Below are 23,082 nucleotides of genomic sequence, written 5' to 3'. Positions count from 1 at the left end.
TGTCGCGTCCCTGTCGCCTTCACACCGCATCTCCAGCGGAGTGGCTCGCACACACATGCGGCAAGTCAAGTTAGTCAACATTTTTGGTAGTGACGTAGTTTGGCGTGATATCCCAATCTTCGTCATTCCCGCGAAGGCGGGAATCCATTCTGGCTGGCGGTAGTGGCTCTCATCCGCTTCAGCGACAATGGATTCCCGCCTTCGCGAGAATGACGAAGGAGAGACGGATCACCGAAAGCGGTGGAGGGCTCCCGCGACAATATCGCCGCTCAGGCCCCGACCAGTTCCGCCAACCGCGCGCTGTCCACCGCGGGCGCACACAGATACCCCTGGTAGAGGTCGCACCCTTCCGCGATCACGCGGTCGAGCTGCTCCCGCGTCTCGACCCCCTCGGCCACCACCGACAGCCCCAGCGACCGCGCCATGCCGATCACCCCGCGCACCACGATCCGCTCGCGCGGCGAGCTCACCATCTGCTGCGTCATCCGCTTGTCGAGCTTCAACACGTCGAGCGGCAGCGCGTTGAGATAGGCGAGGCTCGAATAGCCCGTCCCGAAATCGTCGATCGCGATCAGGCATCCGGCGCCGCGCAGCATCTCCAGCGCCTCCGTGGCCGATTCGAGCGATTCGATCAGTCCGCTCTCCGTCACCTCGACCGTCACCCGCTCCGGCGCGATGCCGTGCGCGGCAATCCGCTCCAGCATCGTCGCCCCGAATCCCGGCGCTGCCAGATCCTCCGCCGTGACGTTGATCGACAGCTTGAGCCGCGCCAGCGCCCCCGCCCACCCGGCAGCGGCGCCGAGCGCGCGATTCTGGAGATAGCCCGACAGCACCGGCCCCTGCCCCGCCCGCGCCGCCGCCGCGATCAGCGCCTCCGCTCCGATCTCGCCCAGCCGGGGATGGTGCCAGCGCGCCAGCGCCTCCACCCCGACGATCTGCCCGGTCGCGCACACCACCTGCGGCTGGAACAGCACGTCGATCTCGTGCTCGGCAAAGGCACGCGGCAGTTCCTCCGCCAGCGTCGCCAGCGACCGCGAGCGGCGCGGGAACACGTCGCGCATCTCCGCGCTGGCATCGGGCGTCTCGCCCAACGGCTCGATCAGCGCATGGAGCCGTCCGGTACGCGGGTCGCGCTGGATGTGCTCGACCACCCGCCCCACGCCCGGCAAGTCGTGGGCGAAGGTCGCGCTCTCCCGCTGCTCCAGCCGCCGCAATGCTGCCGCGAGCAGCGGCCGATCCTCGCGCACCCGCCGCAGCATCTGGCTGACGCTCGCATCCGCCGGCGCCTCCAGGCTCGCCGCCAGCGCGGGCGAAAGCTGGAGCGAGCGGCGCGCATGATCGTAGCGCCAGGCCAGCGGCTCGCTCGGCTGCGTTTCCGTGATCCAGCCGCCGGAAGCGCGTTGGGCGTGGCGCTCGGCGAAGCGGATCGCTTCCTGCAGCTCGACCTCGCGCATCGGGCTCACCAGGAAATGCGTCGCCCCCGCCGCCCGGAACTCCGGCAATGCCGCCGCATCATTGTGCGACACGAGCACCAGCAGCGCCCGCCCGTCCGCGGCAACCGCCTCGCCCAGCATCCGCGTCGCGGCGAGCCCTTCGTCGAGGGCACCGCGCGCATCGATCACCGCCACCGCCGCGCCGCTCGCCACCAGCCGCCGCGCCGCACCTTCGCTCCGCCGCGCCGCCACCGGCCGCCAGCCGCCGCGCGTCGTCGCCGCCGCCAGCTCGTCGCGTTGGCGAAAGGACAGGATGAACAACGGCTTGCCGTGCGATTCGACCAAGAATACCCCCTCACGCGTCCTCCCCTGCGGAGAGGCGCAACGCTTCTCGCCGAAAGGAATGAAGAAAAACAGGGGTTCGTAAGAAATCTGCTGAGGCTTGTGACCGCGCCAACAAAGTCCTAGCTGCTGGGTATGGCCGCGTCCGCGCCCCTGATCGACCGCCACGGCCGCGCGATCTCTTATCTGCGCGTTTCCGTCACCGATCGCTGCGACCTGCGCTGCCGCTACTGCATGGCGGAGCAGATGACCTTCCTGCCGAAGGCGGCGATGATGGAGCTCGACGAGATCGCGACGATCGCCGAGCGCTTCATCGCCCGCGGCGTCCGCAAGGTCCGCCTGTCGGGCGGCGAGCCGCTCGTCCGCCGCGGCATCGCCGGTCTCGCCCGCCGGCTCGGCACGCATATCGGCGCCGGCCTCGATGAGCTCACCCTCACCACCAACGGCACCCGCCTCGCCGATCACGCGGCGACGCTGTTCGAGGCGGGCATCCGCCGCGTCAACGTCAGCCTCGACAGCCGCGATCCCGAGGCCTTCCGCTACATCACCCGCCACGGCGAGCTCGACCGCGTGCTCGCCGGCATCTTCGCCGCGCGCGACGCGGGGCTCGCGGTCAAGATCAACATGGTCGCGCTCGCCGGCCTCAACGAACATGAGATCGCGCCGATGCTCGCCTGGTGCGGCGAGCATGGCTTCGACCTCAGCCTGATCGAGACGATGCCGCTCGGCCATATCGACGAGGACCGCGCCGACCGCTTCGTCCCCCTCACCCGCGTGTTCGAGGCGCTGGCGGCCGAGATCGAGCTGGTCCGCGACGTCCACCGCAGCGGCGGCCCGGCGCGCTACTGGCGCACGCCCTGGGGCACGCGGCTGGGATTGATCTCCCCGCTCACCGCCAATTTCTGCGACGGCTGCAACCGCGTCCGCCTCACCACCGAGGGCAAGCTCTACATGTGCCTAGGCCATGACGATCAGGTCGACCTCAAGGCCGCGCTCCGGACCGGCGGCCTACCGGCGCTCGACGCGGCGATCGACGCCGCCCTCGCCGCCAAGCCGGCACGCCACGACTTCGCGATCCGCGCCGGCGCCGCGCCGGCCGTCGAGCGCCACATGAACGCCACCGGCGGATGACGCTCGCCAAGCGTGCCCTGCTCGCGTCGCCGACGCCGCCGGCCCAGGCCGCGGTGCAGGACCTGTCGCGCGCCTACGACTGGGTGCCGTTCGAGGAAGCCGACCTGGTGATCGCGCTCGGCGGCGACGGCTTCATGCTCCAGGTGCTCCACCAAATGCTGGAGGCGCATCGCAGCGTGCCGGTATTCGGGATGAACCTCGGCACCGTCGGTTTCCTGATGAACGACTGGCGCATCGCCGACCTCGAGCGCCGGCTCGAGCGCGCACGCCCTTTCAAGGTCTCTCCACTGACCATGACCGCCCGCACGATCGAGGGCGAGCTGCGCGAGCTTCCTGCCATCAACGAGGTATCGCTGCTGCGCGAAACCCGCCAGACCGCCAAGCTCGAAGTGACGGTGAACGACCGCGTCGTGCTGCCCGAGCTGGTGTGCGACGGCATTCTCGCAGCGACGCCGGCCGGTTCCACGGCCTATAACCTCTCCGCCAACGGTCCGATCCTGCCGCTGGGATCGGCGCTGATCGCGCTCACCCCGATCAGCGCCTTCCGCCCCCGCCGCTGGCGCGGCGCGATCCTGCCGGAGAAGGCGCGAATCAGCATCCGCGTGCTGGAGCCGGAGAAGCGCCCGGTGAGCGCCGTCGCCGACCAACGCGAGGTACGCGACGTCGCACAGGTCGACATCGCGATCGATCCGCTGCGCGACCTGACGCTGCTGTTCGACCCCGAGCACGCCCTCGACGACCGCATCACGATGGAGCAGTTCATCGCCTGAGACAGGTTGTGCGCGAGGGGCTTGCAAAGCCCGAAAGCACTGCTATTAGCCGCGCCTCCAAGCGCGTTCCCCGATAGCTCAGCGGTAGAGCTCTCGACTGTTAATCGAGCGGCCGTTGGTTCGAATCCAACTCGGGGAGCCAGCTACCTTCACGATTTCGATTTTTATCGGCTAGGGCACTCTGCGCGCATTCCGCTCAGCTCAGCAGCGGCTCAAGCGCTTCCCATTCACGTTCGACCGCCGCCCGCCCGGCGTCAATGGCCTTACGGATTTTCTTGGGATCGAACTCGAGCGTTTCGGAATATTCCTGCTCGGGCTCGATGATGCGGATCGGCGCGAACCGATAGCGGGCGATCTGGAGGTCGAGCGGGCGCAGGATAGTCGCCGCCGCCGCACCGGTTACGCCCGCCGACCGCAGTGCCCGCGCCTGCGCCTCGCGTGCGGCGATGATGTCGTTGATCAGTGTCGCATTGGCGGTGTCGTTCGCCGACACCTCCGACTGGAGGATATCGACGGCGCGCAGGCCGATCTTGATGAGGTTGGAATAGGTGCGCACCCTGCCCGGATGCGGCGGCGGCGAGGCACGCACGACGATCACGCCGCGCGGGTTGAGCTCCAGCGCTGCGTCCAAGGGCGTGACGTTGCGCACGCCCCCATCCACCCATTGCTCCTCGGTGCCGTCGCCGGCACGCGTCTTCAGCGGGTCGAAGAACACCGGCATCGCCGAGCTGGCATAGACCCAGTTGTGGATGCCGGGCACCGTCTCGTCGATGCTGCGATATTCGCCGGTGCCGAGATTGACCACGCCGATCCGGAGCTTGCGCCCGCTCGCCCTCAGCCTCGCGTCGTCGGCGAAATCCTTGAGCAGCCGGCGCAGCGGCGCGGCGTCGTAGAGTGCGTCCTCCCCCAGAATGCCGCCCACGATCCCCAGCAGCCGCTCCTCGTAGATGTCGCCGTTGCCCTTGATGTCGAGCCATCGCTGCAGCATCTCCGGCACATCGTCCTGCGCCACCCCCAGGGCCTGGATCGAGCCGGTCGAGACGCCGGCGACGATGTCGATCCTGACGCCGCGGTTGACGACGAGCTCATGCACGACGCCGACCTGAAAGGCGCCCTTGGCGCCTCCTCCGCTCAGCACGATCGCAAGGTCACCAGCCATATCGCTCTCCGCCGTCCGGAGTATATCACCGCTTGCTCGAATTGGTTGACGGAAACATCGCCGACGGGCCTCTTAGGATTCGAGGGAGAGAGGCGACGGAACGCGAGGCACTGGCCGAATGGGTGGGACGGGAGATCCTGCCGCACGAACGCGACCTGCGCAGGTGGCTGCAGCGTCGGCTCGTCGACGCGGGCGATGTGGAGGATGTCGTGCAGGAATGCTATTGCCGCCTCGCCCAGCTTCGCGACGTCAGCCATGTCACGATGCCGCGCGCCTATCTCTTCACGATGGCGCGCAATCTGGTGCAGCGGCAGCGCAAGCGTGCGCGGGTGGTCCGGCTCGAGGCGATGGCAGACCCGGTCGACGAGCAATGGGAGATCGAGCTGCTCTCCCCCGAGCGGATCGCCGCTGCCCGCCAGGAACTCGGCCGCGTGCAGGCGGCGCTCGCCACGGTCTCGGAGCGCGCCCGCCGGATCTTCCTCATGCGCAAGGTCGAAGGCCTGAGCCAGAAGGAGATCGCGCAGACGCTGGGAGTCACAGAGGCCGTCGTCGAGAATGAAGCGAGCCGCAGCCTGCGCGCGATCCTGAAGCTGTTGACCGAGCCCGAAGCCGGGCAGGACCTGTCGTCGACGGGAGGCGTTTCTCGTGCACGATCCCGCTGAGGAAGCCGCCGCCTGGGCACTTCGCCATCCGCTCGATGCAAGCGGCCATGCCGAGCTCGAGGCGTGGCTGGCCCAGGACTCTCGCCACGCCGGTGCGCTGCTGCGGGCGCAGGCCGGCCTCAGCGCGATCGGTGAGGCGTTGACGCATCAGGGCGCGGTCGATGCCTCCCCACGCCCGCTGCCGACCCGGCGATGGCTGCTGACCGGACTGGGCGGCGCCGCGGCAGCGGCGGCGGTCGCCGGCGTCGTCGGCTGGCCGTGGCTGATGGGCGAGCGCGTCACGACCGCGCGCGGCGAGATCCGGCGGCTGCCGCTCGCCGACGGATCGGTGGCGACGATCGATACCGGCAGCGAGCTGCGCGTCGTGATGGCGAGCGACAGCCGCCGCATCGCGCTCGGCAAGGGGCAGGCGTGGTTCCAGGTCGCCAAGGACCGCAAGCGGCCCTTCATCGTCGACGCCGGCATCGCCCAGGCGCGCGCTGTCGGCACCGCCTTCTCGGTGAGCCGTGCCGACGACGGCGTCCAGGTCGCCGTCACGGAGGGGATCGTCGCCGTCTGGGCCAGCGACGGCGGCGGAACGATGACGATCCTCAACGCCGGCCAGTACGCGACCTTTCGGCCGGGAGCGATGACGCCGGAGACGGGCACGGCCCCGGCCCGGATAGAGCGCGCGCTGGCCTGGCGCGCTGGCGAGATCTCGCTGGAGAACGAGACGCTAGGCAGCGCCGTCACCCAATTCAACCGCTACAACCAGCAGCAGCTCGTGGTTGCCGATCCGGAGCTCGCTCGAGAGCGGCTGGTGGGACTGTTCCAGATCGACCGCCCGGGCGACTTCGCCGCGACCGTGGCGGCCACGCTCGACGTCGAGGTCACCTCGACACCCTCCGAAATTCGTCTGTCGAGAAAAAAGTCCCCGCACCCCTGACGGAAATGCACCGTCACGGACTCGTGATGTCGAGAGCGCGCCCACGATAGGGCGCCCGATGATGCGGGGAGGATGGAATGACATACGCACGCCTTCACTTGCTCGGCACCGCCGCCGCGGTCGTCTGCGGCATGGCCGCGCCTGCCGGCGCGACCGCCCAGGTGCGGCGTTTCGACGTCCCAGCCCAGCCGGCGCGAACCGGCATTCCGTTGTTTGCGCATCAGGCCGGCATCCAGGTCCTTGCGTCCGGCCCCATCACTGACGGGGTGAGAGTCAACCGCGTCAAGGGATCGCTGGATGTCGCCACGGCGCTGCGGCTGCTGCTGGCGGGCACCGATCTCGTGCCCGTCACGATCGGCCGCGCGATCGTGCTGAAACGCCAGGAAACGGCGGCAGCACCGCGTCCGGTCGCCCTTGCGCAGGTCGGTCCCGCAATGCCGCCGCAGGGCCAAGCCAATGATGCAGTTCAGGAAGGCGCTGCGCCCCCGGCAGGTGACGAGGACATCGTCGTCACCGGCATCCGCGCCTCGCTCCAGGAATCGATCAACGTCAAGCGTGCCGCCGGCAACATTGTCGACGTCATCACCGCGCAAGACATCGGCAAGCTCCCCGACCAGAACGTCGCCGAGTCAATGAGCCGCATCACCGGCGTCCAGATCACACGGCGCGAGGGCGACGGATCGAACTTCACCGTGCGCGGCATCTCGCAGAACCGGCTCGAGATCAACGGCCGCACCTTCCTCGGCCCCGGCCCGGGCGGCAGCGCGTCGCTCGAATCGATCAGCCCGGAGATCATCTCGAGCATCGTCGTCGCCAAGTCGCCCTCGGCCGACATGCCCGAGGGCGCGCTGGGCGCCACCGTCAACCTCAAGACCAAGCGTCCGCTGGAGCTCGACGATTTCGTCGTCAGCGGCCGGTTGCAAGGCGCCTATACCGACCAGGCCGACCACCTCGGCTATCGCGGCTCGGCCCTGGTGTCGAAGAGCTTCAACGACAGCTTCGGCATCCTCGCCAGCGCCGCCTATTCGAACATCCACACACGCGGCTACTCCTTCGACTCTGGCGGCTGGACGCGGACCAACAATATCGACGGCAACGGCGACGGGGTGAACGATCCCGGGCTGTTCCGCCCCAACCGCTTCATGGCCCGCATCTACGACCGGCGGGAGGAGCGGCTGACCCTCAACAGCTCGGTCCAATATCGCCCCGCCGAGAATTGGGAGATCATTCTCGACGGCACCTACACGCGGCTGAAGCGCGAGCGGAACAGCGTCAACTATCAGGTGCTGTTCAACGACAACGACGTGAACGCGGTCGCCGACGAGAACGGCACCGTGCTCAGCGGCACCTTCAACGGCGTGACCCTGCGCCCGCTGATCTACGACGAGCCGACCGAGTTCAGGTCGACCAACCTTGGTCTCTCGACCAAATATGACGGCGACATCGTCAAGGTGTCGGCGGATGCCTCGTACAGCAAAGGCAAGGGCACTGACGGCGGTCCAGGCGCCTCCTTCACCTATGTCGTCGTCCCGCGCGCCGGCAACACGACCAACGCGAGCTACGACTTCTCCGCCGGCAACCCGGTGCCCGACCTCGCGCTCAGCACAAACTTCGACCGCGACGATCCCGGACAATATCAGCTCGCCTCGATCTTCGAGAACGACTTCCGGACCGACAACACCGGCTACGACGCCCGCCTCGACTTCGAGATCCGCACCGATTGGGGTCCGGTGAAGTCGGTCCAGCTCGGCTCGCGCTACGAGCGGATCGAATTTTATTCCGAAGCGCCCCAGAACATTCCCTCGGCGGCCAGCCTGCTCGGGGTCGGGGACAAGAACGGCGACGGCATCCTGACCGTCGACGAGCTGCCGGGTCTCAATTACGACAACAGCGTCGGCAGCTTCTTCCCCGGCGTGAACGGCAATTTTCCGCGCGATTTCCTGACCGGCACCACCGACAAGCAGGCGGCACGCGACGCCTTCGGCCTCCCGGTCCCGCGCGCCGACACCATTCCGTTCGGGCGCGTGTCGATCAAGGACGTCGATCAGGACACGATCGCTTTCTACGCCAAGGCCAATTTCGCCGGCCGCGTCGGATCGATGCCGCTCTCGGGCAATGCCGGCGTGCGCTACGTCACCATGGACCGCATCTCCTCCGGCTTCCTGTCGGATACCGAGCCGACGGCGTCGAAATCGCGCTTCGACTATTGGCTGCCCAGCGCCAACCTGGCGCTCGACCTGACTTCCAATCTGACCTTTCGCGCCGCCGCGGCAAAGGTGGTCGCGCGGCCGAGCCTCAGCGACGTCGGCGTCAGCTTCGTGCCGCTGATCGTGTCGCGGACCGGCTCGCGCGGCAACCCCAGGCTGCGCCCGTTCGAGGCTACTCAGTTCGATGCCACGCTCGAATGGTATTTCGCCCCGTCGAGCGCGCTCACCTTCGCCGCCTTCTACAAGAACGTCGATTCCTTCACGATCAACGTGACGCAGGCGGAATATGTCCCCGGCTTCTCCACCAGCCCCACCGATCTCTTTCAGATCACCCAGCCGATCAACGGCAGATCGGGCAAGATCAAGGGCTTCGAGGTCGCCTACCAGCACGCGCTGCGCTTCCTGCCGGCGCCGTTCGACAACCTCGGTATCCAGGCGAACTACACCTATGTCGACAGCGAGACGCCGCTGATCGACGAGGCGACCGGCGCCAGCCTGCCGCTGCCGGGCCTGTCGAAGCACAGCTACAACCTGATCGGCTATTACGAGGACGACGACTTCTCGCTGCGCGCCGCCTACATCTATCGCAGCGACTATCTCCAGGGGCAGGGCAGCGCGGCGAGCGGCGGCAGCTCTTATGCCGACGGGCGCGGGCAGCTCGACGTCTCGGCCCAGCTCAACCTCACCAAGAACGTGCGGCTGACGGTCGAGGCGATAAACCTGACGCGCGAGATCGATCGCCAGTATCTGCAGGACGAGCTGCGCCTGCTGAACACCACGCGCGAGGACCGGCGCGTCTTCTTCGGCGTGGCCGCCACCTTCTGATGAGGCATCGGTACCGCATTGCATTGGCGCTTGCCGCCGCGGCTTGCACCGCCGCAGCGAAGACGCCCCATCGCGCCGACATCGTCATCTACGGCTGCACCTCCGGCGGGGTCATCGCAGCCGTGGAGGCGCGCCGCCTCGGCCGGTCCGTGCTGCTCGTCTGCCGCGAGGACTATCTCGGCGGCATGTCGACCAACGGTCTCGGCTGGTCCGATACCGGCAACCATCGCGCGATCGGCGGCCTGTCGCTCGAATTCTACCGCAGGGTGAAGCGGTACTACGACGATCCGTCGGTGTGGACCCATGCGCCGCGACCGGCGCGGGGCGAGAACTTCGTCGACGGCGACGCGATGTGGCAGTTCGAGCCCAAGGTGGCCGAGCGCATCCTCGAGGACTGGGTGCGCGAGGCCGGCGTCACGGTGGTGCGCAACCAGCCGCTCGACCGATCGGAGGACGGCGTGGAGAAGGCAGGCGGCCGCGTCGTCGCCTTCCGCTCGACGGCCGGCGAACGGTTCGAAGGCCGCATGTTCATCGACGCCACCTATGAAGGCGACCTGATGGCCGGCGCCGGCGTCAGCTTCACTGTGGGGCGGGAGGCGAACGCGGCCTACGGCGAGACGCTGAACGGCGTCCAGCTCGCCAACACGACCAACCATCAGTTCACGCTGGACGTCGATCCCTATCGCACCCCCGGCGATCCCTCGAGCGGGCTGGTGCCGCGCATCAGCGCCGAGCGCCCCGCTCCCGACGGCACCGGCGACCGCAAGATCCAGGCCTATACCTATCGCATGTGCCTGACCGACGTGCCCGCCAACCGCGTGCCCTTCCCCAAGCCCGAGGGATATGACGCGAGCCAGTATACGCTGCTCAAGCGCTACATGGACGCCGGCTATCGCGACTTCTTCCGGAAGTTCGACCGCATCCCGAACGGCAAGACCGATACCAACAATTTCGGCGCCTTCTCGTTCGACAACATCGGGATGAACTATCGCTATCCCGAAGGCAGCGACGCCGAGCGGGCCGCGATCGCGCGCGAGCACACGACCTATCAGCAGGGCCTCCTCTGGTTCATGGCGAACGATCCCGGCGTGCCGGCGGAGACGCGCGCCGAGATGGCGAAATGGGGCCTCTGCAAGGACGAGTTCACCGGCAACGGCCACTGGCCGCGCGAGATGTACGTGCGCGAGGCGCGCCGCATGGTGTCCGACTTCGTGATGGCCGAACCGCACTTGCGCGGTACGAAACCCACGCCTCGACCGATCGGCATGGGCTCCTACAACATGGACTCCCACAACGTGCAGCGCATCGTCGACGCCCGCGGCTTCGCGCGCAACGAGGGCAATATAGAGGTCAGCCCCGGCCGCGCCTATCCGATCAGCTACGACGCGATCGTGCCGAGGAAGCGCGAAGCGGCCAACCTGCTGGTGCCCGTAGCCCTGTCGGCTTCGCACATCGCCTATGGCTCGATCAGGATGGAGCCGGTGTTCATGATCCTCGGCCAGTCCGCCGCAGCCGCGGCGTCGATCGCCATCGCGGAGGATGTCGCGGTCCAGGATGTCGACTATGCCAAGCTGCGGACGAAGCTGATGTCGGAACGGCAGATCCTGGAGCTCCCGCGCTGATCTGACGGCATCATTGGCCGACACCCGCCGCCTGGCTCGGCGACCGCCCGCCGCCGAACCGAGCATAGAGCGTCGGCAGCACGAACAACGTCAATAAGGTCGCCGAGAACAATCCGCCGATCACCACGGTCGCGAGCGGCTTCTGCACCTCCGCACCCGCGCCATGTCCGAGCGCCATCGGCAGAAAGCCGAGGCTCGCCACCAGCGCGGTCATCGCGACCGGGCGGAGGCGTGCCAACGCTCCCTCCCGGGCAGCGGATGCCGGATCACGGCCCTCCTCGACCAGCTTCTGGATCGAGGTGAGCATCACCAGCCCATTGAGCACCGCGATACCCGACAGCGCGATGAATCCGACCGCGGCCGAGATCGAGAAGGGCATGCCCCGCAGGAGCAGCGCGAGCGCACCGCCCACCAACGCCAGCGGCACGCCGGTGAACACGATCGCGGCATCCCGAATGTTTCGCAGCGCCCCGTAGAGCAGCAGCATGATCAGCGCGAAGCACGCCGGCACCACCACCGCGAGCCGGCCGCGTGCCGAGGCCAGATTCTCGAACTGGCCACCCCAGATCAGCCAGATGCCGGCGGGAAGCGGCACGTCGCGCGCGATCGCGGCGCGCGCCTCGGACACGACACTCGCGACGTCGCGCCCACGGACATTAACCTGGACGACGACGCGGCGCTTGCCGTTCTCGCGGCTGATCTGGTTGGGACCATCCACAATCCGGATGTCGGCGACGCTGGCCAGGGGCACGAACGCGCCGGCCGGGGTCGGCACCGGCGTCTGGCCGAGCGCCTCGAGATCGGCGCGTGTAGCATCGGCAAGGCGGATCACGATGGGAAAGCTGCGGTCGCCCTCGAAGATGCGGCCCGCCTCGCGCCCGCCGATCGCGGCGGCAACCGTATCTGCGACGTCCTGCGCCGCCACGCCGACCCGGCTCGCCCGATCCTGACTATAGGCGATGTCGAGCATGGGGAGGCCCTCGGTCTGCTCGACCTTGACGTCCTCTGCGCCCGGCACGCGGCGCAGCGCGGCGGCGATGCGGTTGGCGACCGCGTTCATCTCGGCGAAGTCTTCGCCGAACACCTTCACCGCGACGTCGGATCGCACGCCGGCGATGAGCTCGTTGAAGCGCATCTGGATCGGCTGCGTGACCTCATAGGCGTGGCCGGGCACCGTCGCCAGCCGCGCCTCGATCCGCTCGATGATCGCGGCCTTCGCCTCGGACGGGTTCGGCCATTGCTTGCGGTCCTTCAGCATGATGAAGGTGTCGGTCGCATTGGGCGGCATCGGGTCCGCCGCGATCTCCGCGGTGCCGGTGCGTGAGAAGACCGTGCGGATCTCGGGCATGCCCTGCAGCGCGCGCTCGATCTGCGCCTGCATCTTCTGGCTCTGCTCGACCGAAGTGCCCGGCACGCGAAAGGCCGAGACGAGGACGTCGCCCTCGTCGAGCTGCGGCAGGAATTCCTGGCCCAGGCTGGAGAAGGCGGCGGCGCCCAGCGCGACTGCGCCGATCGCCACGCCGATCATCGTCCGGGGCCGTGCGAGCGCGCGATCCAGGCCGGGTTCGTAGCGGCGGCGCAGCCAGCCGATAATGCGGCTCTCCTTCTCCCGGACCGGCCGCGACAGCCATATCGCGATCGCAGCGGGAACGAAGGTCAGCGACAGCACGAAGGCGAAGGCAAGCGCGATGATGACCGTGACCGCCATCGGCTCGAAGGTGCGGCCCTCGACGCCAGAGAGCGTCAGCAGCGGTACATAGACGAGCATGACGATCGCCTGACCGTACACCGACGGCCGGATCATCTCGCGCGCCGCCGCCGCGACCGTTTCCATCCGCTCGCCGAGGCCAAGCGACCGACCTTCGAGATACTGGCGATCGGCGATGCGGCGCAGCGCATTCTCGACGATGATCACCGCCCCGTCGACGATCAGGCCGAAATCGAGTGCGCCGAGGCTCATCAGATTGGCCGACACACCGACGCGCAGCATCCCAAAACCGGTGAGCAGCATGGTGATCGGGATGACCAGCGCTGCGATCAGCGCCGCGCGGAAGTTGCCGAGCAGCACGAACAGCACCGCGATCACCAGCAGCGCGCCTTCGGTGAGGTTGCGCGCCACGGTGCCGATCGTCGCGTCGACCAGTCGCGTGCGGTCGAGCACCGGCTCGATGACGACGTCGCGGGGCAGCGACGGCGCGATCGCCTTGAGCTTGGCATCGACACCGGAGGAAACGGTGCGGCTGTTCTCGCCGATCCGCATGATCGCGGTGCCGGTGATCACCTCACGGCCGTTCTCCGACGCCGCCCCCATGCGGATGCCCTGGCCCAGCCGCATCTCGGCGACTTGGCCGAGCGTGATCGGCACGCCCTCGCGCGATGCGATCACGCGGTCGCGCAATTGCGCGAGGCTGAGGATGCGCGCATCGGCGCGGACCGCGAGACCCTCGCCGTTGCGGTCCACCGTGCCGCCGCCGGTGGCGACGTTGTTGCGCTCGAGCGCGGCGGCGAGATCGGCGAGGCTCAGCTTGAGCGCCGCCAGCTTCTGCAGGTCGGGAACGACCAGATATTCCTTCTCAAATCCGCCCAGTGAATCGATGCCGGCCACGCCGTCGACCGCCTTGACCTGCGGCGCGACGATCCAGTCCTGCACGGTGTGGAGATAGGTCGCCTTGTCGGCCTCGTTCGCAAGCCGATCGCCTTCCGGGGTGATGTAGCTGCCGTCGGGCTGCAACCCCGGCTCGCCCGGCCGATGCTGTTCATGCGCGTGTTCGGCATAGCGCAGCGTCCAGATATAGACCTCGCCCAGGCCGGTCGCGATCGGCCCCATTGCGGGCGTGATGCCAGCCGGCAACGTTTCCTTCGCCGCCGTCAGCCGCTCCTGCACCTGCTGCCGGGCGAAATAGATATCGGTGGAGTCGCTGAATACCGCGGTGATCTGCGCGAAGCCGTTGCGGCTGAGCGAGCGGGTGCTTTCCAGCCCCTTGATGCCGGCGAGCGCGGTTTCGATCGGAAAGGCGACCTGCTTCTCGATCAGCTCGGGAGAGAGCGCAGGTGCGAGGACGTTCACCTGCACCTGGTTGTTGGTGATGTCGGGCACCGCGTCGATCGGCAGGCGCGCGAGGCTGATGCCGCCGACGACGGCGGCGACGACGGTGAGGAGCAGGACGAGCCAGCGCCGCTCGACCGCCCAGGTGACGATGCGATCGATCATGGCTCAGTCCTCATGTCCGGCTTCGGCGGTGCCGAGCGCCGATTTGAGCGTGAAGCTGTTCTGCGCGGCGATCCGCTCGCGCCCGGTCAGCCCCTTGGTCACGACGACCATATCACCGTCCTGCCGCCCCAGCGCGACGGGAGCCGCGCGGAAGCCTTGCCCGGTCCGCACGAACACGACGGTTCGCCCCTCGATCGTCTGCACCGCGGTGGTCGGCACCCGGATGGTGCCGTCGCCGCCCCCGCCGAGCTGGATCGATGCGGTGACCGGCTCCCCCACGCGCCACTGGCCCGCGCGATTGTCGAGCTGCGCAAGCGCCGTCACGAGGCGGGTGTCGGGATCGAGTGCGGGCGACACGAAGGTGATGCGCGCACTCGCCTGACGTCCCGGCGCGATGACGATCACGGCAGTACCCGGGCGCAGGCGGCCCGCGTCCGCGGGCTGGAGCGCGAGGCTGAGCGAGACATTGTCGAGATCGGCAATGCGGTACAGCTCCGCGTCGGCGGCCACCGTCTGGCCGAGCGTCGCCGAGCGGGCGATCACCTGTCCGGCGATCGGCGCCGGAATGCCGATACGGTTGAGACCGCCGCCGCCGGCGCCCGCCGCGGAAAGCTGCTGACGCGCCAGCCGCAGCGCGATCCGCGCCTCGGTCGCTGCGGTGCGCGCGGCGATCAGGTCCTGCTCGGGCGACACGCGCTCGGCAAACAGGCGGCGCTCGCGCGCGTAATTCGATTCCGCAAGGGCAAGCCGCGCCTCGGTCGCCTCGATCTCGCCCTTGAGCTGCGCCGCCTCACGGCTCTCGATCACCGCGAGCGTCTCGCCGCGACCGACCGATTGCCCGAGATTGCGGGTGAGCGAGACCACGCGCCCACCGATCGACGCCGATACGACCTGCGTCGCCTGCGGATCGCCTTCGATCGTCGCCGGCAGCTCGATCGCGCCGGCGCTGCCGCCGATGGTCGGCGACACGAGCTCGATCCCTGCGGCGGCGATCTGCTGCGGCGTGAGGGTAACGACGCCTTCCTCGCCGTGGTCCGCGCCCTTCGGCGCGGCCTCGTTCGAGGTGGGGGTCCTCGGAGCACCGCAGCCAGCGAGCGACAAGGCGAGCGCGATCGGCAGCGCCGCGCCGGGCTTCAAAGGGATTCCGATCATCGATTGTCTCCCCTGGGCGCGCGAGCGGTCAGCCGTTCCAGCCGCGCCTTGGCGATGTGATAGGCAGTGAAGGCGTCGATCGCAGCGCTGCGCGTCTGGGCGAGCGTGCGCTCGGCATCGAGCAGGTCGAGCTGGCCGAACTTGCCTTCGCGATAGCCGATGCGGGCGATCCGAGCAGCTTCCTCCGCGGCAGCTAATGCGGGGCCCGCCGCACGGGCGCTGGTTGCCGCATTGTCGACGGCGGCCGATGCATCGGTGATCGTCTGCTCGACGTCGAGCTGAGTCACGCGCCGCTGCGCTTCGGCCCGCGCGCGTTCCGCCCGCGCCTGATCCACCGCCGCGGTACCGCGATTGAACAGCGGCATCGGGATCGAGATGCTGAAGATCGCCGCCATGTCGCTGGTCTGCTCGAGCCGGCGCAATCCCGGGCCGACGGTCAGGTCGGGCACCCGGTTGGCCCGCGCCAGTCGCACGCCCGCGTCGGCAAAGGCGAGGTCGGCATCCGCCGCCGCCTGAGCGAGCGTGCCCGCCGCGTTCGGTGGGACGACGGGGCCCTGCGTCGCCGGCGGAATGCGGTCGAGCAGCCCCAGATCGAGCGGCCCCGCCGGGATCGATCCGACCCGGCGCGCCAGATTCTCGCGCGCCGCCCGCGCGAGGCGCAGGTTGCGCTCGAGGTCGGCTTCCGCTTGAATGCGCGCCACGTCGGCGCGCTGCTCCTCGATCGGCGATGCACGCCCCGACTGCACCCGGACGCGCGCGGCGCGGAGCGCCTCGCCGGCGATCCGCAGCTGATCGCGGCCCAGCATGACGCGCTCCTCCGCGGCGATGGTCTCGACGTAGAGGCTGGTCACCTGCAGCCGGATGTCGGCCTGCGCGATCGCCGCCTGCAGCTCCGCCCGCGACAGCTGCGCGTCGGCAACGGCGATCCGGGCGCCGCGCTTGCCGCCCAGCTCGACGGGGATCGCCACGCCAACCGTCGTCTCCGCGCTGTCGAATCCGGAATATTGTCCCGAGCCGAGGACGTTCTCGACCTGGACTTGCACCTGCGGATTGGGGTGCAGGCCGGCGGCGGTGCGGCCGGCGCGCGCCGCCGCGACGCCCGCGGACGCCGCATCGGCGGCGGGAGAGGATGCGCCCGCGGCGCGCAAGGCGTCCTCCAACGTATAAACCGGCGTGGCGGACGTCCGGTCCGCTTGCGGCACGGTTGGTGCCTGCGCCACTGCCGCGCCCGACACCGCGACCATCACGGCCGCGCAATGAATCTTCATGGATTGCTCCCGACCGAGAGTTGCCGAGACCGGCGGACGCCGGTCCTGCGACCCGGTCAGGCGTTGGGCGGCCTCAGCGCAGGGTCGACCGGATGCGAGACCAAGGCCCTGCTTGCCGCGGCTGTCGGTCGTGCGCTTGCGACGAGCAGCACGCCCGGAGCGTCGTCCTTGGACGGAAGCGCCAGTGCGGGACCCTGGCATGTACCATGATGGTGCGGGAGCCCGTTGTCGGCGTCGCCGGTCGATTGATCGCGATCGTCCGCACTGTGCACCTCGCCGGTGCATTCGAGGGTCACCGGCACCTGAAGCTCGCGCGCGTGCACGACCGCCGTCGTCACGAGCGACGTCGCAAGCAGCAACAGAACCAGCATCCACGCACGGCGAACCATGAGCGCGATCCTATCGACCGAGCGCCGATCTGTCATTGCTCTATCTCGACGACGCCGGTTTGGCTCCGGCCATGCCGTGCCGTCGCGCCGACAGGCGCTCCCGGCTATCGCGTGGCCAGCCGCACCCAGTCTGCGGAGCCGAGACCCAGCCGTTTATAGCTTCCGTTAGGCGCGCCCGCGCATGAGGCGAGACATAAGCGGCAAGCAGCGGCGTCGCATATCGTTGCTTTCGCCGCCTCAGCTGCTGCCGTCCTGCAGCACGGGCTCCAGCACGGCCTCCATCGCGGCATAGCCTGCCTCGGTCGGGTGCACGCCGTCATTGGCCATGCCGGGCTTCATCGCACCCGAGGCGTCGGCAAGCGCCGGATGATAATCGACCCAGGTCGCGCCGATCTCGGCCGCATAACCCTTGAGCCAGCGGTTGAGCGAGGCGATCGGCGTCCTCACCTCCAGGCCGGGGCGCCAGGGAAAGGCACCGGCCGGCGGAATCGAGGCGAGGATCACATGGATGCCGTTCGCCTTCGCCAGCGTCGCCATCGCCCGGAAATTGTCGCGTGTCGCCTCCTCGGTCATCGGCCCGGTATTGCCGGCGATGTCGTTGGTCCCCGCCATAATGTGAACGCGCCGGGGCTTGAGGTCGATCACGTCGGGCTGGAAGCGCACCAGCATCTGCGGCGTCGTCTGGCCGCTGATGCCGCGGCCGACGCGCCCCGGGGTGAAGAAGCCGGGACGCTTGTCGCGCCAGCCCTCGGTGATCGAATCGCCCATGAACACGATGTCGACCGGCCTGCCCGAGGCGCGCACCGTCGCATCGTCGTCGCGATAGCGGAAGAGATGGCCGAAATCCTCGCGCAGCAGCCGCTGCCAGCGCTGGTCCCAGCTTTCCTCCTTCGGCGGCGCGGCGGTCTGGGCGCGCGCCGCATTCGCGACGAAGGGCAGCGCCAGGCCGCCCAGCAGCAGGTTTCTGCGATCGATGCTCATGGTCCCTCCGTCAGCTCATAAATTGGGTCCGGCCACGGCGACCTTCGCCTCCGTGGGGTTCCAGCCGCGCAGCGCGAGCCCGGGTCCGGCGCACCGCATCGGCCCCTCTCCGATCCGTTCACGCCTGCGCCGTGCGCGCAAGGAAATCGCCATGCGGCTCCGCATGCGCCAGCGTCGCGCCGATCGCAGCCTTCATCCGCGCGAGGCTGTCGGTGAGCTCGGCGACGGAGAACTGGTCGGCCAGCGGCGAATAGCGCGCGGGCAGGTCGTCGAAGCCCGCATACATGCTGAGCCAGCTCGGGTCCTGGAACGTGTCCCATTCGTTGCGCACGAACTCGCCGCCCGCGCGCCATGCGTCGAGCTTCACCTGCAGCCCGTCGGTCGGAACGATCGCGCGCATATAGTCCCAGAAGGGCTCGCCGTGGCGGCGGTTCGACCAATAATGGAGCAGCAGGAAATCGCGGATGCGCTCGAACTCGAGCACCGACTGGCGATTGTAGGTCGCGGCCAGCCGCGGGTCGAAGCCGCGGTCGGGGAACAGCGCGACGAAGCGTTCGAGCCCCGACTGGATCAGCGTGATGCTGGTCGATTCGAGCGGCTCGAGGAAACCGGAGGAAAGCCCCAGCCCCACCACATTCCTTTCCCAAAAACGTGCACGATGCCCGGTGGTGAAGCGCAGCCGATTGGGCGGCGCCAGCGGCTCGCCCTCGATCGAGGCGAGCAGCAGCGCCTCCGCCGCCTCATCGCTGGTGAAATCGGAGCAATAGACATGCCCGTTGCCGATGCGATGGCGCAGCGGGATATGCCACTGCCACCCGGCGGGCCGCGCGGTGGCCGTGGTCATCGGCCGGTGCGCCGGGACCGCCGCGCGGCACGGCACGGCGATGGCACGGTCGCACGGCAGCCAGCGGCGCCAGTCGACGAACGGCACCTCGAGCGCCTCGCCGAGCAGCAGGCTGCGGAAGCCCGAGCAGTCGATCCACAGATCGCCGGCGATGCGACGCCCGTCCGCCAGTTCCACCGCGGCGACATGGCCGCTCTCCGCCGCCAGCTCGACTTGGTCGATCCGCGCGTCGATGTGCGCGACGCCGTTGGCGAGCGCGAGCCGGCGCAGCAGCGCGGCGAATTTCGAGGCGTCGAAATGAACCGCGAAGTTGAAGACCCCGAGGTCATTCGCCGGCCGGTCGCCCGGCGGCAGGAACAGCCCGCGCTCGGCGAGCTGCGCGCACAGGCAATAGTCGGACAGCGGCCCGGTCGCCGCGCCGCTCGCGCGCAGCTTGAGCCAATAATGGTGGAAGGCGACGCCGCGCGCCGGCACGCCGTAGAGGCCGAACGGATGGAAGAAGCTGTACCCCGGCTCCGCCCAGTCGACGAAGCGGATGCCGTATTTGATCGTGCCCTCGGTCTCGCGCAGCACCTCGGGCTCGCCGAGCTCGACCGCGGCGAAGAAGTCGCGGATCGCGGGCACGGTCGCCTCGCCGACGCCGACGGTGCCGATCGCGCTGCTGTCGATCACGGTGATCGCGATCGGCAGGTGCCGCAGCCGCCGCGCGAGATAGGTTGCCGCCATCCAGCCGGCGGTGCCGCCGCCGACGATGACGATCGACCGGATCGGATCAGCCTGCATGACCTCGCCCTGCCGGAGCCTTCCCTTGCACGTTCCTAAAAGGCCCCGCCGCCCGCGCCAAGCGCGAGCGGCGGCAGTTCGGGGGTATCAGAATTTGGCGCGCACGCCCGCAATGAAGCGCCGTTCGTAGATGTTCTCGTTGAACACCTGATCCGGGAAGGTCAGGTAATAGCGCTCGGTCTCGCCGGTCAGGTTGGAGGCCTGGCCGTAGATGGTGAAGTTCGGCGTGATGTCGTAGGAGATCGACGCGTCGAGATACTGGGTCGGCTTCTGATATTGAGCGAGCCCGGTGATGCCGGCGTAATCGGACGCGACGAGGCGCTTCGAGCGGTAGTTATAGGCGATGCGTGCCTGCAGGCCGTACTGCTCGTACCATAGCGCGGCGTTGATCTGGTGCTTGGAATTGTCCTGGAACGGCTGATCGTTGCCGGCCAGGTCGACGCGCCCGGTATCGCCGAGCGAAAGCGTGTAGTTGGCGTCGACGCCGAAGCCGCGCAGGAAGCCGCCGACTCCATAATCCGCCAGCGATTGCCGCGCCGAGACCTCGATCCCTTTCAGCGTGCCGCCCTCGCCCTGCACCACCGTGTTCACCGGCACCACTCGGCGGATCACCCCGTCGTTGTCGGGGATGTCGTCGCGGTTGACCGTCGCGTTCTCGATGAAGCTGGCGACGTCGATGTAGAAGGCACCGACCGCGATCAGGCTCGACCGGCCGGTGTAATATTCCAGGCTCGCCTCGAGGTTGTCGGCGCGCCACGGCTCGAGCTGCGGGTTGCCACGCGCATTGGCCCCCGTCGCCGCGAAGATTGGCGGGTTGGTGGTGGTGTCGATCGCATAGTTGACGTTGAGGCCGCCGCCCCATTGCAGGAAATCGAGCAGCGTCATCGTCTTGGCGAAGGCCGCGCGCAGGCGCAGCTTGCCGGTGATGTCGAGCGCGACGTTGAACGCCGGCAGGAAATCGGTGAAATTGCGATGCGTGACGACGTCGCCGGCGTCGACGCCCGAAACGCCATAGGGCTGCGGCGCGCCGACGATGTTCTGCCGCACGTCGAAGCGCGTGTTGACGATGCGCACGCCGCCGTTGGCGCGGATCGGCATCCCCCACAGCTCGCTCTCGCCGCTCACCTCGACATAGCCCGAGATCTGCTGGAGATTCATGCTGAACGAGTCGGCCGGGTTCACATTGTTGATGCTGCCCGGATAGAAGCTGTTCTGGAACGCCTCCGAATTGTCGAGCGCCTTGGGATTGAGGACATAGAGGTCCGGCGTCCCTGCCGCCGGCAGCGCATATTGCTTCAATAGCCCCTGGAACCGCGGATCGGTGGCGAGGCGGGTATAGCCGGCGGTATAGGCGTTGCCCTGCGCGTCGCGAACCTGGCAGTTGGAATCGTTCAGGTTGACGTCGAACGCCTTCCATTTGACCAGACATCCCGCCGCCGGATTCTGCGGATTGTCGGTGTTGCCGGCATAGAAGGGAGAGATGCGCTCAAAGGTGAACTGGTCGACGCTGCGCTCGCCGTAGCGGGCGCCGAACCTCACCTTGACGCTCTCGCTTGGCGACCATTCGGCATCGCCGCGCAGCGCCCACAGGTCGCCGTCGCGATAGACGTTGTTCTCCGACGAGATCGTCTTCAGGCCATAGCGCGACGGGTCCTTGGTCTGCTCGAGAAAGGCCTGCGGGAAGGTGAAGACCGGCGCGCCGCTCGAATAATCGACGGTCGCCTGCTGGCTATAGACGCGGTAGCCGTTCGGATTGAAGCGCACGTCGCCGCCGAGCGACACGGGATAATTGCCCACGCCCTGATAGGCCCATTGATAGCCGTCGGTCAGGCTGAACTGGAGATAGGCCTGGTCGAGCTTGCGGCTGGCCTTGCCGTAGATGCCGCGGACCGTCGCCTTGAACGCGTCGCTGGGATTCCAGTCGAGCTGGAGGTTGTAGTTCTGCGACTTCGACCGGATGCGGAAGGTTTCCGCATAGCTGTCGAAGTTCGGCATGTCGTAGGCATAGGTCTGGACGGTGTTGAGGTGATAGCCGCCGACGATCGCGCCGGTATCGCGCGAGCTGGTGGGAAGGAACGGCGCGGACTGCCAGTCCACCGCCTGGAACTGGAACCCGGCGGTGCGGTCGTACTGCGTCTGCTTGGTGTAGAAACCGTCGGCGGTCAGGCGCAGCGTATCGTTGATCTCGAACTGCAGCGAGGCGTTGGCGCCGAAGCGCTCGCGGCTGGTGATGCGGTTCCAGGCGGTGTGCGACTGCGGCGTGATGAAGGCGTCGTTGGCATCGCCGTCGCCGTTGACGTCATAGCCAATGATCGTGCCCGCCCCGTCGCGCACCGGTGTACCCCGGCTGACGCCGTTGTTGCCGACCGCGAAGTCGCCGGGATTGGTCGCGCTGCCGCCTTCGTTGCGCAGCGCGACGCCGTAATCCTGGATGCCGCGGAAGCTGTTGGAGAGGTCGAGATCGCTGTAGGCGGCGGACACGAGGATGCCGAAGCGGCCCGAGTTGTACGAGACCAGCCCGTTGACCGACGGATTCCACTTCTTGGTCTTGTCGCCATATTGCGCCTCGGCCGCTGCCGAGACGGTCAGCCCCTGCTTGAGATCGAACGGACGGCGCGTCAGCAGGTCGACCGTGCCGGACAGGCCCGCCTGCTGGAGCGAGGCGGTCGGCGACTTGAACACGGTCGCGCCCGAGAAGAGCTGCGACGGGATGTCGGTGAAGTTCGGCTGGACGGTCGTGACCGAATTGGCGCCGAGGAACTCCTCACCGTTGAGCAGCGTGGTCACCTGCGGCAGGCCGCGGATATTGATCGCGCCGCCCTCACCCGCCTCGCGGCGGATCTGGACGCCCGGGATGCGTTGCAGCGAATCCGAGATGGTGACGTCGGGCAGCTTGCCGATGTCCTGCGCGCTGATCGCCTCGACCACGCTGTCGGCATTGCGCTTGATCTCGACCGAACGGGCCTGAGATGCGCGGATGCCCGTGACGACGATATCCTGCTCCGGCTGGTCGGCCTGCCCCGAAGCGGCGGAATCCTGCCCCGGAGCGGATGCGTCCGGCGAAGCGACCTGCGCTCCCGCCACGACCGGCGTGAAGGCGAATGCAACGAGCGCAAATGGCGCTGCCGTCGTCAGCAGCGAACGCGTCAACAGCGGATGCGAAGTGCCCATCGATCCCCTCTTTTCATTTCGAAGCGAATTCTTCCGCCTTTTATAACTAAATTACTTTATTGAACCTTTGTCATCGATGTCAAGAGTATAATGTGGTAGACTATCGCACAATGCGAACGTTGGGGCCTTGAGCATAGGCGTGGTGCGAGGTCTGAGATCGCCGTCTGACCGCACCGGCTCGCATCAGCCATGCCCGCAGAATCTCAG

At 68.1% G+C, this 23,082-nt stretch carries 15 protein-coding genes and 1 tRNA gene; 7 read left to right on the top strand and 9 right to left on the bottom strand.

Annotation, left to right across the window (positions count from 1 at the left end; all coding sequences use genetic code 11):
* Positions 1 to 269 precede the first annotated feature (269 nt).
* Positions 270 to 1,778, bottom strand: a complete 1,509-nt coding sequence (locus LZK98_RS10455) for an EAL domain-containing protein (RefSeq protein ID WP_233782249.1) — start codon at positions 1,776 to 1,778, stop codon at positions 270 to 272.
* Between the two features lie 132 nt (positions 1,779 to 1,910).
* Here LZK98_RS10455 and moaA point away from each other — a divergent pair, with 132 nt between their 5' ends.
* The 3 genes from moaA to LZK98_RS10440 all read left to right on the top strand — a co-directional run bounded on the left by moaA (position 1,911) and on the right by LZK98_RS10440 (position 3,818).
* Positions 1,911 to 2,906, top strand: a complete 996-nt coding sequence (gene moaA, locus LZK98_RS10450; RefSeq protein ID WP_233782248.1) for a GTP 3',8-cyclase MoaA — start codon at positions 1,911 to 1,913, stop codon at positions 2,904 to 2,906.
* Positions 2,903 to 3,676 carry an NAD kinase gene (locus LZK98_RS10445; protein WP_233782247.1) on the top strand — a complete coding sequence of 258 codons (774 nt, stop codon included), beginning with the start codon at positions 2,903 to 2,905 and terminating at the stop codon, positions 3,674 to 3,676. Before moaA ends, LZK98_RS10445 begins: the two co-directional genes overlap by 4 nt.
* A gap of 67 nt (positions 3,677 to 3,743) precedes the next feature.
* A tRNA-Asn gene (locus tag LZK98_RS10440) sits at positions 3,744 to 3,818 on the top strand.
* Positions 3,819 to 3,872: 54 nt separating this feature from the next.
* Here the strand turns inward: LZK98_RS10440 and LZK98_RS10435 are convergent.
* Entirely contained in the window at positions 3,873 to 4,835 is a 963-nt protein-coding gene (locus LZK98_RS10435) for a patatin-like phospholipase family protein (protein ID WP_233782246.1), read from the bottom strand.
* Between the two features lie 32 nt (positions 4,836 to 4,867).
* Here LZK98_RS10435 and LZK98_RS10430 point away from each other — a divergent pair, with 32 nt between their 5' ends.
* The 4 genes from LZK98_RS10430 (at position 4,868) to LZK98_RS10415 (ending at position 11,076) form a co-directional block, all read left to right on the top strand.
* Positions 4,868 to 5,497: an RNA polymerase sigma factor gene (locus tag LZK98_RS10430; protein ID WP_233782245.1), complete on the top strand. Its 630-nt coding sequence runs from the start codon at positions 4,868 to 4,870 to the stop codon at positions 5,495 to 5,497.
* On the top strand, positions 5,481 to 6,422 hold the full coding sequence (locus tag LZK98_RS10425; RefSeq protein ID WP_233782244.1) for a FecR family protein: 942 nt from the start codon (positions 5,481 to 5,483) through the stop codon (positions 6,420 to 6,422). Before LZK98_RS10430 ends, LZK98_RS10425 begins: the two co-directional genes overlap by 17 nt.
* A gap of 77 nt (positions 6,423 to 6,499) precedes the next feature.
* The gene (locus LZK98_RS10420) at positions 6,500 to 9,454 is read left to right on the top strand and encodes a TonB-dependent receptor (protein WP_233782243.1); all 2,955 of its coding nucleotides are present in this window, start codon (positions 6,500 to 6,502) and stop codon (positions 9,452 to 9,454) included.
* Positions 9,454 to 11,076: an FAD-dependent oxidoreductase gene (locus LZK98_RS10415; protein ID WP_233782242.1), complete on the top strand. Its 1,623-nt coding sequence runs from the start codon at positions 9,454 to 9,456 to the stop codon at positions 11,074 to 11,076. Before LZK98_RS10420 ends, LZK98_RS10415 begins: the two co-directional genes overlap by 1 nt.
* A 10-nt stretch (positions 11,077 to 11,086) precedes the next feature.
* On the opposite strand, the gene LZK98_RS10410 is transcribed toward LZK98_RS10415, so the two are convergent.
* From LZK98_RS10410 to LZK98_RS10380, 7 genes are all read right to left on the bottom strand, one after another.
* A complete protein-coding gene (locus tag LZK98_RS10410; protein ID WP_233782241.1) occupies positions 11,087 to 14,287 on the bottom strand; it encodes an efflux RND transporter permease subunit in 3,201 nt (1,066 codons plus the stop codon).
* 3 nt (positions 14,288 to 14,290) lie between these two features.
* A complete protein-coding gene (locus LZK98_RS10405; protein WP_233782240.1) occupies positions 14,291 to 15,439 on the bottom strand; it encodes an efflux RND transporter periplasmic adaptor subunit in 1,149 nt (382 codons plus the stop codon).
* On the bottom strand, positions 15,436 to 16,707 hold the full coding sequence (locus LZK98_RS10400; RefSeq protein WP_233782239.1) for a TolC family protein: 1,272 nt from the start codon (positions 16,705 to 16,707) through the stop codon (positions 15,436 to 15,438). Before LZK98_RS10400 ends, LZK98_RS10405 begins: the two co-directional genes overlap by 4 nt.
* A 56-nt stretch (positions 16,708 to 16,763) precedes the next feature.
* Positions 16,764 to 17,096 carry a hypothetical protein gene (locus tag LZK98_RS10395; RefSeq protein ID WP_233782238.1) on the bottom strand — a complete coding sequence of 111 codons (333 nt, stop codon included), beginning with the start codon at positions 17,094 to 17,096 and terminating at the stop codon, positions 16,764 to 16,766.
* A 237-nt stretch (positions 17,097 to 17,333) separates the two neighbouring features.
* On the bottom strand, positions 17,334 to 18,077 hold the full coding sequence (locus LZK98_RS10390; protein ID WP_233782237.1) for an SGNH/GDSL hydrolase family protein: 744 nt from the start codon (positions 18,075 to 18,077) through the stop codon (positions 17,334 to 17,336).
* A gap of 118 nt (positions 18,078 to 18,195) precedes the next feature.
* Entirely contained in the window at positions 18,196 to 19,704 is a 1,509-nt protein-coding gene (locus LZK98_RS10385) for a tryptophan halogenase family protein (protein WP_233782236.1), read from the bottom strand.
* An 87-nt stretch (positions 19,705 to 19,791) separates the two neighbouring features.
* Entirely contained in the window at positions 19,792 to 22,875 is a 3,084-nt protein-coding gene (locus LZK98_RS10380; RefSeq protein ID WP_233782235.1) for a TonB-dependent receptor, read from the bottom strand.
* Between the last annotated feature and the right edge of the window lie 207 nt (positions 22,876 to 23,082).

The sequence above is a fragment of the Sphingomonas cannabina genome, from assembly GCF_021391395.1.
In the GTDB taxonomy this organism is placed as follows: Bacteria; Pseudomonadota; Alphaproteobacteria; order Sphingomonadales; family Sphingomonadaceae; genus Sphingomonas; species Sphingomonas cannabina.
The sequence above is the reverse complement of the archived record's forward strand: the minus strand, read 5'-3'. Positions and strand labels throughout refer to the sequence as shown.

Bases quoted from the DNA above. Each gene is read 5' to 3' on its own strand.
- moaA (WP_233782248.1), top strand. From the start codon at position 1,911: ATGGCCGCGTCCGCGCCCCTGATCGACCGCCACGGCCGCGCGATCTCT.
- LZK98_RS10445 (WP_233782247.1), top strand. From the start codon at position 2,903: ATGACGCTCGCCAAGCGTGCCCTGCTCGCGTCGCCGACGCCGCCGGCC.
- LZK98_RS10435 (WP_233782246.1), bottom strand. From the start codon at position 4,835: ATGGCTGGTGACCTTGCGATCGTGCTGAGCGGAGGAGGCGCCAAGGGC.
- LZK98_RS10420 (WP_233782243.1), top strand. From the start codon at position 6,500: ATGACATACGCACGCCTTCACTTGCTCGGCACCGCCGCCGCGGTCGTC.
- LZK98_RS10415 (WP_233782242.1), top strand. From the start codon at position 9,454: ATGAGGCATCGGTACCGCATTGCATTGGCGCTTGCCGCCGCGGCTTGC.
- LZK98_RS10410 (WP_233782241.1), bottom strand. From the start codon at position 14,287: ATGATCGATCGCATCGTCACCTGGGCGGTCGAGCGGCGCTGGCTCGTC.
- LZK98_RS10405 (WP_233782240.1), bottom strand. From the start codon at position 15,439: ATGATCGGAATCCCTTTGAAGCCCGGCGCGGCGCTGCCGATCGCGCTC.
- LZK98_RS10400 (WP_233782239.1), bottom strand. From the start codon at position 16,707: ATGAAGATTCATTGCGCGGCCGTGATGGTCGCGGTGTCGGGCGCGGCA.
- LZK98_RS10395 (WP_233782238.1), bottom strand. From the start codon at position 17,096: ATGGTTCGCCGTGCGTGGATGCTGGTTCTGTTGCTGCTTGCGACGTCG.
- LZK98_RS10390 (WP_233782237.1), bottom strand. From the start codon at position 18,077: ATGAGCATCGATCGCAGAAACCTGCTGCTGGGCGGCCTGGCGCTGCCC.
- LZK98_RS10385 (WP_233782236.1), bottom strand. From the start codon at position 19,704: ATGCAGGCTGATCCGATCCGGTCGATCGTCATCGTCGGCGGCGGCACC.
- LZK98_RS10380 (WP_233782235.1), bottom strand. From the start codon at position 22,875: ATGGGCACTTCGCATCCGCTGTTGACGCGTTCGCTGCTGACGACGGCA.